The following is a 590-nucleotide window of genomic DNA, read 5'->3' on the forward strand; positions in this document are numbered from 1 at the left end:
CCACGGAGTGATTCATGACTGGGGTGAAGTCGTAACAAGGTAGCCCTAGGGGAACCTGGGGCTGGATCACCTCCTTATACGATTTAGAACTTATTTGTTCGTAGTGTCCACACAGATGATTGTTATTGTAAAGAGAACAATACTTATTGTTTTGGGTCTGTAGCTCAGCTGGTTAGAGCGCACCCCTGATAAGGGTGAGGTCGGTAGTTCAAATCTACTCAGACCCACCACTTCTTGTCTAATCAAGAAGATGGTTAAAACAGTAAGTACCAGCATATGTGGGGCTATAGCTCAGCTGGGAGAGCGCCTGCCTTGCACGCAGGAGGTCAGCAGTTCGATCCTGCTTAGCTCCACCACTTTTACTTCTTAAAAATAAATATTCTTTATCGGGCCATTAACCGCCTGAGAATAGAGTGTGTTTAATTTTGAGAGGTTTTTGTATCTCTTGCTCTTTAAAAATTTGGAAAAAGCTGATAATAAAATTCTGATAGATACATTGTATTTATCAAGAGTTTTCAAAAGTAAAAAAAGAATGGTAGCAGTACCATTCAGTGCCATTTGATTAACGTTTTACGTTGATTGATTGGTAT

The 590-nt window shown here is 40.5% G+C and carries 2 tRNA genes and 1 rRNA gene; all 3 read left to right on the plus strand.

The features are described 5' to 3' along the window. Window positions 1-77, plus strand: a 16S ribosomal RNA gene (locus H5161_RS19940); the annotation flags it as partial. 76 nt (window positions 78-153) lie between these two features. Beyond that, a tRNA-Ile gene (locus H5161_RS19945) sits at window positions 154-230 on the plus strand. 50 nt (window positions 231-280) lie between these two features. After that, window positions 281-356 (plus strand) — tRNA-Ala (locus tag H5161_RS19950). The last annotated feature ends 234 nt before the right edge of the window (window positions 357-590 follow it).

This window comes from Pseudoalteromonas sp. SG43-5, from assembly GCF_014164345.1.
GTDB lineage: Bacteria > Pseudomonadota > Gammaproteobacteria > Enterobacterales > Alteromonadaceae > Pseudoalteromonas > Pseudoalteromonas distincta.